Annotated in this window: 15 protein-coding genes and 1 tRNA gene; 11 read left to right on the forward strand and 5 right to left on the reverse strand. The window is 74.3% G+C overall.

Translation table 11 applies throughout. From position 1 onward, the window contains the following. The first annotated feature begins 60 nt into the window (after positions 1-60). Positions 61-351, forward strand: coding sequence for a hypothetical protein (locus tag Q6348_RS04950; RefSeq protein WP_304600194.1), 291 nt, complete (start codon positions 61-63; stop codon positions 349-351). 22 nt (positions 352-373) lie between these two features. Here the strand turns inward: Q6348_RS04950 and Q6348_RS04955 are convergent, their stop codons facing one another. Together Q6348_RS04955 and Q6348_RS04960 are read right to left on the reverse strand one after the other, a co-directional pair. Beyond that, positions 374-1879, reverse strand: a complete 1506-nt coding sequence (locus Q6348_RS04955) for a sensor histidine kinase (protein WP_304600195.1) — start codon at positions 1877-1879, stop codon at positions 374-376. Continuing rightward, on the reverse strand, positions 1876-2637 hold the full coding sequence (locus Q6348_RS04960) for a response regulator transcription factor (protein WP_304600196.1): 762 nt from the start codon (positions 2635-2637) through the stop codon (positions 1876-1878). The genes Q6348_RS04955 and Q6348_RS04960 overlap by 4 nt, the downstream gene beginning before the upstream one ends. Positions 2638-2794: 157 nt before the next feature. Between Q6348_RS04960 and Q6348_RS04965 the strand changes: the two genes are divergently transcribed. The 4 genes from Q6348_RS04965 (at position 2795) to Q6348_RS04980 (ending at position 8212) form a co-directional block, all read left to right on the forward strand. After that, on the forward strand, positions 2795-3142 hold the full coding sequence (locus tag Q6348_RS04965; protein ID WP_304600197.1) for a hypothetical protein: 348 nt from the start codon (positions 2795-2797) through the stop codon (positions 3140-3142). 14 nt (positions 3143-3156) lie between these two features. Beyond that, entirely contained in the window at positions 3157-4017 is an 861-nt protein-coding gene (locus tag Q6348_RS04970) for a phosphatase PAP2 family protein (RefSeq protein ID WP_304600198.1), read from the forward strand. A gap of 80 nt (positions 4018-4097) precedes the next feature. Further along, positions 4098-6800: a type I DNA topoisomerase gene (gene topA / locus Q6348_RS04975; protein WP_304600199.1), complete on the forward strand. Its 2703-nt coding sequence runs from the start codon at positions 4098-4100 to the stop codon at positions 6798-6800. 77 nt (positions 6801-6877) lie between these two features. After that, entirely contained in the window at positions 6878-8212 is a 1335-nt protein-coding gene (locus Q6348_RS04980; protein ID WP_304600200.1) for an outer membrane protein assembly factor BamB family protein, read from the forward strand. Here the strand turns inward: Q6348_RS04980 and Q6348_RS04985 are convergent. Then, entirely contained in the window at positions 8193-9098 is a 906-nt protein-coding gene (locus Q6348_RS04985; protein WP_304600201.1) for a PfkB family carbohydrate kinase, read from the reverse strand. The two genes, Q6348_RS04980 and Q6348_RS04985, sit on opposite strands and share 20 nt — an antisense overlap. Before the next feature lie 68 nt (positions 9099-9166). On the opposite strand from Q6348_RS04985, the gene Q6348_RS04990 reads away from it, so the two are divergent. The 5 genes from Q6348_RS04990 to Q6348_RS05010 all read left to right on the forward strand — a co-directional run bounded on the left by Q6348_RS04990 (position 9167) and on the right by Q6348_RS05010 (position 13820). Continuing rightward, complete coding sequence (locus tag Q6348_RS04990) at positions 9167-10189, forward strand: Gfo/Idh/MocA family protein (protein WP_304600202.1); 1023 nt, start codon at positions 9167-9169, stop codon at positions 10187-10189. Positions 10190-10235: 46 nt separating this feature from the next. Continuing rightward, entirely contained in the window at positions 10236-10913 is a 678-nt protein-coding gene (gene tmk, locus Q6348_RS04995) for a dTMP kinase (protein ID WP_304600203.1), read from the forward strand. Further along, positions 10910-12061 (forward strand): DNA polymerase III subunit delta', encoded by a 1152-nt coding sequence (locus Q6348_RS05000; protein WP_304600204.1) that lies wholly within the window; start codon positions 10910-10912, stop codon positions 12059-12061. The genes tmk and Q6348_RS05000 overlap by 4 nt, the downstream gene beginning before the upstream one ends. A gap of 41 nt (positions 12062-12102) precedes the next feature. After that, positions 12103-13656: an alpha/beta hydrolase gene (locus tag Q6348_RS05005; RefSeq protein WP_304600205.1), complete on the forward strand. Its 1554-nt coding sequence runs from the start codon at positions 12103-12105 to the stop codon at positions 13654-13656. A 91-nt stretch (positions 13657-13747) separates the two neighbouring features. Further along, positions 13748-13820 (forward strand) — tRNA-Thr (locus Q6348_RS05010). 117 nt (positions 13821-13937) lie between these two features. Here the strand turns inward: Q6348_RS05010 and Q6348_RS05015 are convergent. After that, complete coding sequence (locus tag Q6348_RS05015) at positions 13938-14171, reverse strand: hypothetical protein (protein WP_304600206.1); 234 nt, start codon at positions 14169-14171, stop codon at positions 13938-13940. A gap of 194 nt (positions 14172-14365) precedes the next feature. On the opposite strand from Q6348_RS05015, the gene Q6348_RS05020 reads away from it, so the two are divergent. Beyond that, on the forward strand, positions 14366-15091 hold the full coding sequence (locus Q6348_RS05020) for a glycosyltransferase (RefSeq protein ID WP_304600207.1): 726 nt from the start codon (positions 14366-14368) through the stop codon (positions 15089-15091). A gap of 22 nt (positions 15092-15113) precedes the next feature. Here the strand turns inward: Q6348_RS05020 and ligD are convergent, their stop codons facing one another. Next, complete coding sequence (ligD, locus tag Q6348_RS05025; RefSeq protein WP_304600208.1) at positions 15114-16178, reverse strand: non-homologous end-joining DNA ligase; 1065 nt, start codon at positions 16176-16178, stop codon at positions 15114-15116. Position 16179 lies beyond the last annotated feature (1 nt).

Genomic DNA, 16179 nt, shown 5'->3' on the forward strand with positions numbered 1-16179 from the left:
CGGACGCTGGCGCGTGGGACGCGCCGCGGAGGCTGAGCGCCCGGGACCGACCGGAGGACCATGGACGACTCGGACGAGAACCAGGGCCGGGCCGTACCGTCCCCTCCTTCCCCAGGTGCCTGGCTGCCCGTCGCGCCACCGCCGGTGCGTCGGCCGACCCCGTGGTGGGTGGCCCTTGTCGCGGTGCTCAGTGGGCTCCTGCTGCTCGGCGTCGGCGCGACGATCGGCTTCGGACTCGGGTACCTGACCGGATCGCAGCACGCCCGCCACGAGGTCGAGGAGCACGTGTTCCACGAGCGTGACACCGGCGAGCCCGACCGCGCACCCTCGGACCACGCCGGCGGCGGCTGAGCCTGCCCGGTCGCCGCACCGGTCAGGTTGCGGCGGGCAGGTGCACCGTGAACGTCGTGGCGCCCGGGGTGCCGTCCACCTCGATCCGCCCGCCGTGCGCCGTCACCACGGCGTGCACGATGGCCAGCCCCAGACCGGTCGAGCCGTCCTTGGGGGAGCGGGCCGCGTCCCCGCGGGCGAAGCGCTGGAAGAGGCGGGGGACCAGGTCCGGTGCGATCCCGGGCCCGTCGTCACGGACCTGGACGAGCACCTCGCCGTCCCGGCACCACACGGACGTCACGACGGTGGTGCCCTCGGGGGTGTGCACCCGGGCGTTCGCCAGCAGGTTCGCGAGCACCTGACGCAACCGGTGCTCGTCGCCCAGCGCCACCGCGGGCTCGATCTCGGTGTCGGGTGCGTCGAGGTCCCCGGTGGCCGGTGGCACGTCCGCTCCCGGAAGCTCGAGCCGCCAGGTGTGGCGCGGTCCGGCCGCGTGCGCGTCGGTCACCGCGTCGACCGCCAGCGCGGCGAGGTCGACCTCGGTGCGGTCCAGCGCACGCCCGGCGTCCAGGCGGGCGAGCAGCAGCAGGTCCTCGACGAGCGCGGTCATCCGCACCGACTCCGACTCCACGCGCTCCATCGCGTGCACCGCGTCGGGCGGGACCGGCTCGGGCAGCCGCCGCACGAGCTCCGCGTAGCCGCGGATCGACGCCAGCGGCGTGCGCAGCTCATGGCTCGCGTCCGCGACGAACTGCCGGACCTGCATCTCCGACTCGTGGCGGGCGGCCAGGGCCGACTCCACGTGCCCGAGCATGCGGTTCAGCGCGGCACCCACCTGCCCGACCTCCGTCGTGGCGTCGGTGTCGCCCTCCGGAACTCGCTCGAGGACCACGGCGCCCCGCTCGAGGGGCTGCTCGGAGACCCTGGCGGCCGTCGCTGCGACGCGCTCCAGCGGTTCCATCTCGCGCCGCACCAGGACCGTCCCGGCCAGACCGGCGACGGCGAGGCCCAGGCCGGCGATCGCGGCCTCCCCGATCAGGTACGAACGCACGGTCGAGCTGATCTCGGCCATCGACAGGCCGGTGACCAGCAGGCCGCCCGGGTGGGGCGCGACGGCCACCACGCGCCACGAGCCGAGCCCCGGCAGCGTGACGGTGCGCGGCATCCCGTCGGCGGGCACCGCGGCGAGGACGTCGCGCTGCGCCGCGTCGAGCGGCAGGAAGGCCCCGCTGCGGTCCAGGTATCCCGCCCGCACGAGCCCGGAGCTGAACACCGTCAGGTTCAGCGTGCCGGCTCCCTGGCCGCGTACGGTCAGACCGGCGGGCGGGTCACCCGCCGGCAGGCCGCCCTCGCCCGGCAGGGGCGTTCGTCCGTCCGGCGCCTTGGCCGCCCGGTCCGCCGAGGCCTGCAGGCGGATGTCGAGCTGGGTGACCAGTGTGCCGCGTAGCGCCAGGGTGGACACCGCGCCCATGGTGGCGGCGGCCACGGCGAGCAGGCCGATCACGACGGCGACCAGGCGGCGCCGCAGGGTCGGTCGCGGCGACCTCATCCCTGGGCGCCGGGCGCCGGCTTGAGCACGTAGCCGACGCCGCGCAGCGTGTGCAGCATCGGTTCGTGGCCCTTGTCGATCTTGCGCCGCAGGTAGGAGACGTACAGCTCGACGATGTTGGCCTGGCCGCCGAAGTCGTACTGCCACACCCGGTCCAGGATCTGGGCCTTGGACAGCACCCGCCTGGGGTTGCGCATGAAGTAGCGGAGGAGCTCGAACTCGGTGGCGGTCAGGTGCACGTCCTGGCCTGCCCGGGTCACCTCGTGGGAGTCCTCGTCCAGCGTGAGGTCGCCCACCTGCAGCACGGCGTCCTCGCGCGCCGAGGTCGCGCCGGCGCGGCGCAGCAGGGAACGGACCCGCGCGACGACCTCCTCGAGACTGAACGGCTTGGTCACGTAGTCGTCGCCGCCGGCCGTCAGGCCGGCCACCCGGTCCTCGACGGCGTCCTTGGCGGTCAGGAAGAGCACGGGGACATAGGGGTGGGTCGCCCGCACCCGGTGCAGCACCTCGAGCCCGGACAGGTCCGGCAGCATCACGTCGAGCAGGATCACGTCGGGCTCCCAGGCCTTCGCGGCCTTGATCGCCTGGACCCCGGTGGTCGCGGTGCGCACGTCCCAGCCCTCGTAGCGCAACGCGGTGGACAGCAGCTCGCCGATGGTGGGTTCGTCGTCGACCACCAGGGTGCGGATCGGGTCCCCGTCGGTCCGGGTCAGACGGTCGCGTGCTGCGCTCGCGCGCGGAGTCGTGGTCGGCGTCATGGCGGCATCGTCCCGCGGGGGACTGCGCGGTGCCTGGGCGGAACCTGTGAGACCGCTGTGTGCGGCTCACAGGGTTCGGATCGCGGGTCCCCAGCCTCTACCCAGCCGGCCGCAGCACAGTGGTGTCCGCCATCAGGCACTGCGAGAAGGGGCTCTCATGACGACGATCCCGACGGTCCGCGCGCAGCTCCGGTCGGACGCGTTCCGCGCGGCGGACGGCCCGCCTGCCTGGCTCACCGCACAGGTGCGCCCGGCCGGCTCCTTCGGGCGGGGTGACGTCCGGAGGCTGCAACGGCTCCTGGACGCACTCTCGGCCAGCGCGTCCGTGGTGGTCCTCGACCTGGCTGCCGCCCGGTTGCGCAGTCCCCGCGTCGCGGCGGTGATCGACGACGCGCCGCGCAGGCTCGAGGCGACCGGCGGCTGCCTCCTCTGCCTGAACGCGGACCCTGAGTCCGCGGCGCGACTCTCCCGGTGCTGCCACGCCGTCGTGATGCCGCCCGGGTGACCTACCGTGGCCCCGTGACCGAGCCCGCCCGCGCCGTGCCGATGGCCGACCTGGGCCACCGCGCTCCTGCGCTCGCCGTCGCGGTCCTGTCCGCCTTCGGGGTGGCCGTCGTGCACCTGCTGTTCGTCACGTCGGTGACCGGGCGGAGGGTGGACGGCGCGGCACTGAGCGGTGCCGACGAGGTGCCGGGCCGGCTCTGGGACGCCGCCGCGCGGGTGCTCGAGGTGGTCTCGGTGCCGTTCGTGGTGGTCGTCGTGCTCGTGACGATGCTGCTGGCGGTGCTGCGCCGACGCGTGGCCCTGGCCGTGCAGGTCGCGGTCCTGGTGGTGGGTGCGAACGTCACCACCCAGGTGCTGAAGAACTACCTGGTCCGTCCCGACCTGGGGCTGGCCGACCGGATCGCGAACTCCCTGCCGAGCGGGCACACCACGGTGGCGGCGTCCGCGGGCGCCGCCCTGGTGCTCGCGGTGCCCCGGCGGTTCCGGGCCGCGGCCGCGGTGGTGGCCGCGGGGTACACGACCGTGACCGGGGTGGCCACGCTGATCGCCGGCTGGCACCGCCCGGCCGACGCCGTCGCAGCCGTGCTCGTGGTGCTCGGCTGGGCCGGCCTCGTGGCCGCGTTCGGGCCCCGGGGCTCGGGCGTCGGGCAGGCCGGGCACGTCCGCGCCCCCGCGGCCCTGCTGGTGGGGCTCGCCGTGGTGCTCGCCGGTCTGAGCGTGGTCGCATTCCTGCAGGTCGCGGACGCGACGGTGCTCGGGCACAGCCAGCTCGTGGTTGCAGCGGTCGGTGGCTCGATGGGGATCGCGGCGGCGGCCTGCGCGGCCTTCGGCGTGCTCCTGGCGATCGTGGCGGCGGCGGACCCGCGGGACCGCTGAGCGGGCCGATCGGGCTGGGGGTCCTCGGCGGACCTCCGTCTTCTTGCGTAGAGTGCGCCTCCGAACCCCCTGGAGGAGACATGCCCAGCAAGCTCGTGATCGTGGAGTCGCCCGCGAAGGCGCGCACGATCGCCGGCTACCTCGGCGACGGGTACACCGTCGAGGCGTCGGTGGGGCACATCCGTGACCTCCCGCAGCCGTCGGAGCTGCCGCAGGACATGAAGAAGGGGCCGTTCGGCAAGTTCGCCGTCGACGTCGACCACGGCTTCGAGCCCTACTACGTCGTCGACCCCGACAAGAAGAAGAAGGTCGCCGAGCTCAAGCGGGCGCTCAAGGACGCCGACGAGCTCTACCTCGCCACCGACGAGGACCGCGAGGGTGAGGCCATCGCGTGGCACCTGCTGGCCGAGCTGAAGCCCAAGGTCCCGGTCAAGCGCATGGTGTTCCACGAGATCACCCGGGAGGCGATCCAGCGGGCGCTGGAGGCTACCCGCGACGTGGACGACCGGTTGGTCGATGCGCAGGAGACCCGGCGGATCCTGGACCGGCTGTACGGCTACGAGGTCTCGCCCGTGCTGTGGCGCAAGGTCCGCCAGGGCCTGTCCGCCGGGCGCGTGCAGTCCGTGGCCACCCGCCTCGTGGTGGAGCGCGAGCGTGAACGGATGGCGTTCCGGTCCGCGGAGTACTGGGACCTGACCGGTACGTTCTCGCACCCGCAGCCCGTGTCGGCCGAGCACGAGGGGCCGTTCACCGCGCGCCTGGTCGCCCTCGGGGAGGCCAGGGTCGCGACGGGGCGCGACTTCGACGACCGCGGCGAGCTCACGGGGCGCGGCGCTGTCCCGCTGGACGAGGTCGCGGCGACCGCGCTCGCGGCGGCGCTGACCGACGCGCCCTTCGCGGTCACCAGCCTGGAGACCAAGCCGTACACGCGCCGGCCCGCCGCGCCGTTCACCACGTCGACGTTGCAGCAGGAGGCCAGCCGAAAGCTGCGGATGGGCTCACGGCAGGCGATGCGTGTCGCGCAGGGGTTGTACGAGAACGGCTACATCACCTACATGCGTACCGACTCCCCGCTGCTGTCGGACCAGGCGTTGACCGCCGCACGGAGCCAGGCCGCCGAGCTCTACGGCCCGGAGTACGTCCCGGACTCGCCCCGCACCTACGGCGCCAAGGCCAAGGGCGCGCAGGAGGCGCACGAGGCGATCCGTCCGGCCGGGGACGTGTTCCGCACCCCCGCGCAGGTCTCCCGCGAGCTGTCCGGCGACGAGTTCCGGCTCTACGAGCTGATCTGGAAGCGCACCGTCGCCTCCCAGATGGCCGACGCGCGAGGTTCGACGGCCAGCGTGCGCCTGGCCGCGGACGTCGACGTCGACGCGCCGGGGATCGGTCCGCGCACGACCGCGGTGTTCGGGGCCTCCGGGACGGTCATCACGTTCCGCGGGTTCCTGGCCGCGTACGAGGAGGGCCGCGACGCCGAGCGGTACGAGGACGAGGGGCGTTCCCGCGGTGATCGCGACGGGCGGCTGCCCGTGATGGCCGAGGGCGACCGGCTCGTCGGGCGCGACCTGTCCGCCGACGAGCACCACACGTCCCCGCCCCCCCGCTACACCGAGGCCAGCCTCGTCAAGGCCCTCGAGGAGCGGGGGATCGGGCGCCCCTCGACCTACGCCGCCACGATCTCCGTCATCCAGGACCGCGGCTACGTGACCAGCCGTGGCCAGGCCATGGTGCCCAGCTGGCTCGCGTTCGCGGTCACCCGGCTGCTCGAGGAGAACCTCGACCGGCTCGTCGACTACGACTTCACCGCCGCGATGGAGGAGGACCTCGACGCGATCGCGTCGGGCGACAAGGAGCGGGTCGCCTGGCTCACCGAGTTCTACTTCGGGGGGCGGGAGGTCGGCCTGCGCGATCTCGTGGCCGACCTGGGCGACATCGACGCGCGCGAGGTGAACTCGATACCGATCGCCGACGGCATCACGTTGCGGGTCGGCCGGTACGGGCCCTATCTCGAGGGGACCGTCGACGGCGAGGAGCGGCGCGCCTCGGTGCCCGAGGACCTGGCTCCCGACGAGCTCACCGCCGACAAGGCCCGCGAGATCCTGGTGTCCCAGCCGGAGGGGGACATCGAGCTGGGGACGGACCCGAGCACCGGGCGTGAGGTCGTGGCCAAGAAGGGCCGCTTCGGGCCCTACGTGACCGAGGTGATCCCCGAGCCAGAGCTCGACCCCGATCTCACCGCGGCCCAGCGCAAGAAGGAGCTCGCCAAGCTCCCGAAGCCGCGGACCGCGTCGCTGCTGTCCTCCATGCAGCTGGAGACGGTGACCCTCGACGACGCCCTGAAGCTGCTGTCCCTGCCGCGGGTGGTGGGTACCGACCCGGCGAGCGGCGAGGAGATCACCGCGCAGAACGGTCGGTACGGCCCGTACCTGAAGAAGGGGGCCGACTCGCGCAGCCTGGCGAGCGAGGACGCGATCTTCGAGATCACCCTGGACGAGGCGCTGGCGATCTACGCCCAGCCCAAGCGCGGTCGAGGGGCCTCTGCGAGTGCGCCGCTACGCGAGCTGGGTGAGGACCCCGCGTCCAAGAAGCCCGTCGTGGTCAAGGAGGGTCGGTTCGGCCCGTACGTCACCGACGGCGAGGTCAACGCCACGCTGCGCAAGGACGACGCGGTCGAGCGGATCACCCTGGAGCGGGCGGCCGAGCTGCTCGCCGAGAAGCGTGCCAAGGGTCCGGCGAAGAAGGGCGGCCGACGCGCGTCGAGCCGGTCGAAGGCCAAGCGCTGAGGGTTCCGCGGAGAGGATCGCGGAGCCGGGCGGTCCCGCGCTGAGCGGCTGACGCGGTGCGGCCGTACGCTCGTTCGATGACGCGCGGCGAGCTCGTCGAGGTGACGCTCGTGGAGGGTGACGGGCGCCGGCTCTCGAGGCACGCTCGTCGGCGCGCCCGCTCGAGGCGACGGCCGCTGGGCGCCGTGCTCGTGGTGCTGCTCGCCGTCCTCGTGCTGTCCGGCGGCCGCGCCGAGGCGCTCCTGGCGGCCCGCCTGCGCGACGCGGTGGGCTTGAGCACCGGGCTCGGCGCTCCGCCCGCGGTCGCGTGGCGAGCGCGGGTGGACGATGTGCTGGGAACCGTTGGCGGTGCGGTGCTGGTCTCCGAGCGTCGGGTGGCGCAGGTCGCTGCACTCGACCTGGCCGACGGAACGGTGCGCTGGCGGACCGGGCTGCCGGTCGACCCGGGCTGGTGCTGGCTCGCCGTGGCGGAGCCGGTGCCGGTGCTGCTGTGCGCGCGGGCCGGCAGCGGGACGCTGGTCTGGCCGCTCGACCCCGCCACCGGACGGGTGAGGGAGAGCCTGGTGTGGCCCGGCTCCGTCTCCCTGGTCACCCCGCTGGACGAGGACCTGGTGCTCGCGGGCAACGACGCACAGGGCCACGCGGCGGCGCGTCGCTGGTCGCCGGTCACCGGGGTGACGCGGTGGTCCTACCGGTCGTCGGCCCGGTCCGCCGTCCCGCCCACCTGGGACGCGGGAGACGGGTGGATCCTGCTCCGGGGCCAGGACCTCGTGCTGTCCACGGGCAGCGGCGAGCCGGTGCCCGGTACCGGCGTCGGGAGTGGCCGGAGCGTCGCGCTGGGTGGCTCGACCGCCGTGCAGTCCTGGACGACGGACGGCAGGCCGATGGTGGTCGTCGTCGGCGGGGACGATGCGCGCCACACCCAGGTCGCTGGCGCGCTCGCGCCCATCGAGCACGGTGACGGGACCGCGCGGGGGGTCGCCCTGGTGGCGTCCGGCACCACGCTCACGCGGCTCGGGCCGGACGGGTCGGCCCGCTGGCGGGTGACGGGGCGCCCGGGAGCGCCAGCGCAGCCCGTCCTTGCGTGCGACGGCGTGCTGGTGGTCTCCGAGGGGGACGAGGTGGTCGCGGTGCGTGCGCGGGACGGCGCGGAGCTGTGGCGCGTGGCCACCGGACTGACGCAGAGTGCGTCGGCGGTGACCGACGGGCGGCTGGTCGCCGTGGCCCAGCGGGACGCCGGCGGCACCGCGTTGGTGGCGCACGAGCCGACGAACGGGCGCACGGTCTGGCGACTCGCGCTGCCCGACAGCCCCACGGCCCGGATGACGCTCGCGCCGGACGGCACGATCGTGGTGCCCACGGTTGTGGACCTCGTGGTGCTGCGCGCGGCCGTCAAAGCAGCCCGGCCCTGAGGCGACCCGGCTCCGGCCCGGACAACCAGCCGCGCGCCCCCGGCGCTTCGCAGGACGCCGCGGCCGCCCGCGCGGCCCACGCCAGCCCGGCGGCGGGGTCCGCCACCCCGTGCTCCGCGAACCAGACGGCGAGCGCGCCGTGCAGCACGTCACCCGCACCCAGGGTGTCGAGCACGGTCACCGCCGGGACCGGGATCTCGGTCCGGCCCGCAGGTGTGCGGAGCTCGACGGGGCCGGGACCGTGCGACCGGCCCACCACGCGCGGGCCGAGGGACGCCACGGCCGCGAGCTGATCGCTCAGGTGCCCGGCGAGCTCGGCGGGCACCACCAGATCGGCGGAGAGCACCGCGACGTCGACGTGCGCCAGCAGGGCCTGGAGCCCGGGCTTCCACGAGCCCCCGTCCAGCAGGACGGGGACCCCCGCCGCTCGGGCGGCCCGGGCGACCGGGACGGCGAGGTCCAGGTGGTGCCCGTCGACGAGGACCACGTCCGCGCCGACGACCAGGTCGCGGGCCGTCACGTCGTCCGGCGGTGCGGGGGCGGCTCGGGTCGCGTTCACCGACACGACGGCACGGTGGCCGGTGCCACGGCTGACCAGGACGGTGGAGACGGCGGGGCTCTCCTCCGGGCCGGCGAGGTCCACCACGTCGACGCCGTGGGCCGCGAGGTCCTCCGCCACCAGGCGCCCGACAACGCTGCGCCCGGCCCGGGTGACCAGGCGCGCCGTCGCCCCGAGGGCGGCCGCGGTGACCGCGGCGTTGGCGGCGGGGCCGCCGGCAGCGACCAGGAGGTCGGAGGCGACCAGCTTCTCGTCGGGAGCGGGGACGTGGTCCACGGTCTGGATCACGTCGAGCACGGTGAGCCCGCACGCCAGGACCGTCCCCACGGCTCGAGCCTAGTCCGGCGCGGTGGCGCCGGACGTGGGCCGGCTGCCCACCCGCTAGCGTGACGACCATGGCACCAGGAGTCCCGGACCCGACGACCGCCCCGCCGCTGCGCTGGGGGGTGCTGGGCCCCGGCGGCATCGCGCGCAAGTTCGCGGACAACGTGACCCGGTTCAGCTCGGGCAGCGTGGTGGCCGTGGGTTCACGATCGGCGGAGCGTGCCCGGCAGTTCGCGGGGGAGTTCGACGTCCCCGCCGTGCACGCCTCCTACCAGGCGCTGGTGTCCGCCCCCCAGGTCGAGGCCGTCTACGTGGCCAGCCCGCACTCGGAGCACCGCGACCACGCCCTCCTGGCGATCGCCGCGGGCAAGCACGTGCTCGTGGAGAAGGCGTTCACGCTCAACGCGCTCCAGGCACGTGAGGTGCTGGACGCGGCGCGCGCCGCGGGCGTGTTCGTCATGGAGGCGATGTGGACCCGCCACCTGCCGCACGTCGCCGCGATCCACGGTGTGCTCGAGCGCGGCGAGATCGGCGAGGTCGTCGCGGTGCTCGCCGACCACGGCCAGAACATGAACCGGCTGCCGACCACCCACCGCCTGCACAACCGCGAGCTGGCCGGCGGCGCGCTGCTGGACCTCGGGGTGTACCCGGTGTCGTTCGCGCACGACCTGCTGGGCGTGCCCGACCGCGTCGCGGCCACCGGGTCGCTGACCTCGACGGGCGTCGACGGCCAGGTGTCGATCGCGCTGGGGTACGGCGAGCGCGTGCAGGCCTGCCTGCACACGACGCTCTGGGCCAGGACGGCGACCACGGCGGTGATCGCCGGCACGGCGGGCCGGATCGAGGTCGCCGGTGACTTCTACACCCCGACGTCCTTCACGGTGCACCGCGACGACGGCACCTGGTGGGCGTATGACCGGCCGGTCGACGGGGCGCACGGCGGCGGGTTCCAGTACCAGGCGGCCGAGGTCGCGCGGCGGGTCGCCGAGGGCGCGACCGAGAGCCCCCGGATGACCTGGCAGGGGACGCTGGAGGTGATGGCGACCCTGGACGAGGTGCGTCGACAGATCGGTCTCGCCTACCCCGGAGAGTGATCGTGGGCGGACGTGGGCCGTCGGGGGGCGCGGCTAGCCTGTGCGCGTGACCTCGCTGCCGCCGCCGCCCGCCGGCCCGTCCGCGCACGGCGTCTTCTGCTCGTTCGAGGGTGGTGACGGGGTCGGCAAGAGCACCCAGATCGAGCTCCTCGCCGAGTGGCTGCGTGAGCACGGCGTGGAGGTGCTGGCCACCCGGGAACCGGGCGGGACGGAGCTGGGTCTCGAGCTGCGCGCTGCTGTGCTGCACGGGGGCCACGTCAGCGCCCGCACCGAGGCGCTGCTGTACGCCACGGACCGGGCGCACCACGTCGACACCGTCGTGCGGCCCGCGCTGGAGCGCGGCGCGGTGGTGCTCACCGACCGGTACCTGGACTCCTCGGTCGCCTACCAGGGCGACGGCCGCGAGCTCGGGGCCGCGGAGGTCGAGGCGCTCTCGCTGTGGGCCACCGAGGGCCTGCTGCCGCACCTGACCGTGCTGCTCGACCTCGACCCCGCCGTCGGACTGGCCCGGCTGGCTGGCCGTTCCGCCAGGCCCGACCGGCTGGAGAGCGCCGGCCTGGAGTTCCACCACCGCGCCCGCCGGGCCTTCCTGGAGCGTGCCGACGCCGACCCCGCGCGGTGGCTCGTGCTGGACGCGTCGCGGCCGGTCGCCGAGCTTGCGGCCGCCGTGCGCGCCCGCGTCGCGCCGCTGACCGGTGTGCCGGCGGACGGGGTGCCGCGATGAGCGTGTGGGACCAGGTCGTGGGCCAGGAGGCCGCCGTCGCGGTGCTGCGCGCGGCCGTGCGCAACCCGCAGGCGATGACCCACGCCTGGCTGATCACGGGACCGCCCGGGTCCGGCAGGTCCAACGCCGCCCGGGCGTTCGCGGCCGCGCTGCAGTGCCCGTCGGGTGGCTGCGGGGCCTGCCCGGCCTGCGCGACCGCCCTGGCCGGCACGCATGCCGACGTCACCGTCGTCGCGACCGAGAAGGTGACGATCTCGATCGAGGAGGTCCGCGACCTGATCGGCATCGCCCAGCGCTCGCCGTCCCAGGGCCGCTGGCGGGTGATCGTCGTCGAGGACGCGGACCGCATGACGGAGCGCACGTCGAACGTCCTGCTCAAAGCCATCGAGGAGCCGCCGCCGCGCACCGTGTGGCTGCTGTGCTCGACGAGCCCGCAGGACGTGCAGGTCACCATCAGGTCCCGGTGCCGGGCGCTCGGTCTGCGCGTCCCGCCGGTGGAGGCCGTGGCCCGCCTGCTGATCGACCGGGACGGCGTGGAGCCGGACGTCGCCGATGTCGCCGCGCGCGCAGCACAGAGCCACATCGGCATGGCACGTCGCCTGGCCCGCGACCCGGATGCGCGCGAGCGGCGCCGCCGCACCCTCGAGCTGGTCACCGGCATCCGCGGCGTGGGGGACGCGGTGCTCGCCGCCGCGGACCTGGTCGACGTCGCGCAGGCGGAGGCCAAGGCGGCGACCGAGGACCGCGACGCGGCGGAGAGGGCGGCGCTGCTGCACACGCTGGGCGCCGAGGATGCCACCCGCCTCCCACCCGCGCTGCGCGCCCAGGTGCGTCAGCTCACCGAGGACCAGAAGCGCCGGGCCACCCGGGCCCAGCGCGACGTGCTGGACCGGTCGCTGCTGGACCTGCTCTCGCTCTACCGGGACGTGCTGGTCCTCCAGCTCGGCGCGGACGTGGACCCGGTCAACGTCGAGCACACGGACCAGGTGCGACGGCTGGCGCAGGACTCCACGCCTGAGCAGACGCTGCACCGGATGGACGTGATCGGTGAGACCCGCACCCGGCTGGCCGGCAACGTGGCCCCGCTGCTCGCGATCGAGGCGATGGCGGTGGCGCTGAGGCCCCAGGACGGCCGGGTCGGGGCGTGACCCCGCCGGTGCCGCCGGGCCCGAGCGGTTACCGTTACCCGGTGCCCGCTCGCCGCCACCGTCTCGCAGCCGTGGTCGCCCTGGCGGCCCTCGCGCTGGCCGGCTGCGCCGCGCCACGCGAGCAGATCACCCCGGTGCAGTCCGCCGGGCCCAGTGCCACCACCAGCGCACCGTCCGCGTCCGCACCGGCCGGCGGGACCGTGGAGTCGTTCTACGGGCAGTCGGTGTCCTGGAGCGCCTGTGGCGACTTCCAGTGCGCGACGATCTCCGCTCCGCTCAACTGGGCCGACCCGTCCGCGGGCAGCATCTCCCTGGCGATCGAGCGTCGGCCGGCCGACGACCCGGCGCACCGGATCGGCTCCCTGCTGATCAACCCCGGCGGCCCGGGCTCGTCGGGCGTGGACTTCTTGTCCTACGCGGTCACGAGCGTGCTGGGCGCGGACGTCCTGGCCGACTACGACGTCGTCGCGTTCGACCCGCGTGGCGTGGGCAAGTCCAGCGCCGTCGAGTGCGGCCCGGACTCCCAGGTCGACACCTACCTCACCCAGGACGTGACCATCGACAGCCAGGCTTCCCTGGACGCGGCCCGCGCGAAGGCGACCGCCTTCGGGCAGGCGTGCCAGGAGGACACCGGAGCGCTGCTGGCGCACGTGGACACCGCGAGTGCCGCTCGCGACATGGACCTGATGCGGGCGCTGCTCGGTGACGACCAGCTGCACTACCTCGGGTTCTCGTACGGGACCTTCCTGGGTGCCACCTACGCCGGCCTCTTCCCGAAGAACGTCGGGCGCCTGGTGCTGGACGGCGCTCTCGATCCGTCGCTGACCTCCGACCAGCTGTCCGAGCAGCAGGCGCAGGGCTTCGAGAACGCGCTGCGGTCCTACGTGCAGTACTGCCAGAACGCCCCCGGCTGCCCGCTGACCGGGTCGGTCTCCCACGGCATGCAGCAGATCGCCGATGTCGTGGACCGCGCCAAGCAGCGCCCGCTGAGCACCAGCGACGGGCACGCGGTGAACGGCACGCTGGCGTTCTACGGCGTGATCGTCACCCTCTACAACGACGACTACTGGCCGCTGCTCACGCAGGCGCTGTCCGAGGCGATCAACCAGCACACCGGGGGCCAGCTGCTCGAGTACGCCGACGTGTACCTGGACCGCACTGCGGACGGCACGTACCTGTCGAACTCCAACCTTGCCATCCAGGCGATCAACTGCCTGGACTACCCGGCGGCGTCGCGCGACTACCAGCAGATGGTGGCGTTCCGCGACCAGATCGCGCGGACCGCCCCCACCTTCGCAGACTGGTTCGCGATGGCCCCGGGGTGTGAGACATGGCCGGTGCAGTCGACCCGTACCCCCGCGCCGATCCACGCGACCGGTGCCGCGCCGATCCTCGTGGTCGGCACCACCGGCGACCCCGCGACCCCGTACCGCTGGGCGCAGGCGCTTGCCGACCAGCTCGACTCCGGGGTCCTGCTGACCTGGAAGGGGCAGGGGCACACCGCGTACGGTCGCGCCGGCAGCTGCATCAGCGACGCCGTGGAGACCTACCTGCTCACGGGGGCAACCCCACCCGTCGGCACCACATGCAGCTGAGGGGCGCGCCGCCGGGGCAGCGGGGTGCCGCGCTTTGGTGCCCGGTCCGCACCCCGGTACAGTAGGCCGCGCTCGTCGGCCCGCCGACGACGCCGCCTTAGCTCAGTCGGCAGAGCGTCTCACTCGTAATGAGAAGGTCGTGGGTTCGATTCCCACAGGCGGCTCCGTGTGAGCCCCCGGTCGCAGGCGCGTCGGACCTCCGGGCGGCCCTGTCGGCACACCAGGCACGCGCGTCGGACGCGCACATCCGGTACCTCAGACCGTCCGCGGCCCCACCACGGTCACGGGATCGGTGAGATCCGGCAGCCGTGCACGCCGCACACGGCGTACGCCGCCGGACCCACCAGGGCGACCGCGATCACCGCAGCCCACCAGGGCTTGGGTCCCCGCAGGTTCTTCGCGGGCCGCGCGGCCAGATCCGTCCAGGCCGTGGCGGCCAGGGCGAGCTGGGCGCTGCCGAGCACCACGAGGGCGGTGCGGGTGCGGGGGGACAGGTCCTTCCAGCTCTTGGGCATGATCGGCTCCCTTCGGGTTCCGATGCGACCAGCGTCATCCCGCCCCGTGCGACCCACGAGAGGCCAAGGTCCCTGCAGGTCGCTGCGCGGAACCCCCTGGGTGCGCGCGACGCCGTCCCCGCGCACGGGTGGGGCTCCGGTAGGGTCGGGCGTCGTCGGCAGTGGTGCCGCGGACTGTCGGTGAGGGAGGGCCAGTGGAGGTCACGGTCGTCGTCCCGTCCTTCAACGAGGCGGGCAACGTCCGACCCCTCGTCGCGGCGCTGGGTTCGGCCCTGAGCAGCGTGGACGTGGACGTGCTCTACGTCGACGACTCGACGGACGACACTCCTGACGTCGTGCGACGGACGGCGCCCGACGCCCCGCTCCCGCTGGCCGTGCACCATCGCGACCGGGCAGTGGGCGGGTTGTCCGGGGCCGTGGTCGAGGGGTTGCGCCGGGCCCGCGGCTCGGTGGTCGTGGTGATGGACGGCGATCTGCAGCACCCGCCGGACGTGATCCCCGCGCTGCTGGACCTCATCGAGGGCGGGGTCGACATCGCGGTCGCCTCGCGCTACACGCACGACGGCGACGCGGGCGGTCTGTCCTCCGCGCTGCGCCGCGCCGTGTCGAGCGCGGCTACGTCGCTGTCCCGAGCCGCGCTGCCCCGCGCGCTCGCTGACTGCTCGGACCCGATGACCGGGTTCTTCGCGGTGCGTGCCGACCGTCTCAACCTCGAGCGCCTCGACCCGTCCGGCTTCAAGATCCTGCTCGAGATCCTGGCGACCCATGACCTCGCGGTCGGTGAGGTCCCGTTCACGTTCGGGCGCCGCCACGCCGGCGTCTCGAAGGCGACGATGCGGCAGGGAGTGCTCTTCCTGCGCCAGCTGCTCGCGCTGCGCCGGCTCGCCCGGCGAGGGGTGCCGACGCGCGTGGGCGCGTGACGCCGTTCGCCCTGCGATACGGCTACGCGCGCGGCCTGCCCGTGTCGCGGCTCGGCTGCACGCGCTTCGGCTCGCCCGGCATCTTCGGGTACTCGGGCGGGTAGGGGAGGTCCTCCAGGCCGTGGTCGCGTTCGTCGCGCGCCGCCAGCTCGAGCGCGGCCTCGAGGCCGAACCGCGGAGCCGCGCCGGCCGCCAGCGGGGCGAACAGATCGCCGTGCTGGGCGAGCCGGGCCGGCATCGTGCGGACCGTGACGTCATCCGGGTGCACGGCCTCGAGCTCGTCCCATCGCAGGGGCGCCGAGACCGTGGCCCGCGCATTGGCCCGGATCGAGTACGCCGACGCGATGGTGCGGTCGCGGGCCATCTGGTTGTAGTCGACGAAGATGGTCCGGCCGCGTTCCTCCTTCCACCATGCGGTGGTGACCTGGCCGGGCAGCCGGCGTTCGAGCTCGCGGCCGATGGCGATCGTGGCTCGGCGCGCCTGGGTGAACGACCACCGCGGCTCGAGCGGCACGAAGACGTGCAGGCCCCGCCCGCCGGAGGTCTTCGGCCACCCCGTCATGCCCAGCTCGGCCAGCAGCTCACGGACATGGGGCGCCACCAGGACGGCGTCGGCGAAGTCCGTCCCGGGCTGCGGGTCGAGGTCGATGCGCAGCTGGTCAGGCGCCTCGGTGTCGGCACTGGTCACCGGCCACGGGTGGAACGTCACCGTGCCCAGGTTCGCCGCCCATGCGACCACGGCGAGCTCGGTGGGGCACACCTCGTCGGCGTAGCGACCGCTGGGGAACGTGATCCGAGCGGTGCGCACCCAGTCCGGGGCACCCCGCGGCACACGCTTCTGGTAGAAGCCGTCGCCCCCTGAGTCGGTCCGGGTGGACAACCGCGCGCCCTCGAACCAGCCCTTCGGCCAACGCTCCAGGGTGGTGGGCCGGTCGCGGACCGCAGCGAGGATGCCGTCGCCCACGGCGACGACGTACTCGACCACCTCGAGCTTCGTGATCCCTGGCCCGGGGAAGACCAGTCGGTCCGGGTTGGACACCCGGACCGTGCGTCCTGCCACCTCCAGCTCGACCGCCGGCGCTGCCATG

The sequence above is a fragment of the Actinotalea lenta genome, from assembly GCF_030586465.1.
GTDB classification, from domain to species: domain Bacteria; phylum Actinomycetota; class Actinomycetes; order Actinomycetales; family Cellulomonadaceae; genus Actinotalea; species Actinotalea lenta.